The sequence below is a fragment of the Pelomicrobium sp. G1 genome (assembly GCF_051905455.1).
GTDB lineage: Bacteria > Pseudomonadota > Gammaproteobacteria > Burkholderiales > UBA6910 > Pelomicrobium.
Genome location: NZ_JBQACR010000146.1, coordinates 1 through 385, shown reverse-complemented (window position 1 = coordinate 385; position 385 = coordinate 1). Strand labels below are relative to the sequence as shown.

The 385-nt window shown below is 68.6% G+C and carries 1 protein-coding gene; it reads left to right on the top strand.

Features of this window, described 5'->3' with window-relative positions:
• Positions 1–385: glycogen debranching N-terminal domain-containing protein (locus ACTFO6_RS17915; RefSeq protein ID WP_439935767.1), on the top strand; the 385-nt coding region annotated here is incomplete at both ends.

Sequence of the window (385 nt, the reverse complement as noted above, 5' to 3'; positions counted from 1 at the left end):
CCGGCGCGGACGTGTCACGGCGGAAGTTTTGGACCCCCGCACCGTGACGTTCTCCTACGGCGCTCTGGATGGACTGCCGCGCCGTACACGCCTTTGCCTTGACCCGGTGCCGGATCAGCTGAGGGCGGAGCGCGCCGAATTCGTGTTCGACCTCGAGCACAAGGAGCGCCGGCCCGTGTTTGTGACCGTCCAATGCTTGGTGGGCGAGCGGCCGCCGCCTCGGCAGGAGGGCTTCTTCAGCGCCATGCGCCAGGCCCGCAAGGCACTCGTGGGCGCAGCCGCCCGCGCGGCAGCGGTGGAAACTTCCAACAGCGTGTACAACGAGGTGCTATGCCGCTCCATGGCCGACATCACCATGCTGGTGACGGACACGGCCCAGGGGGCG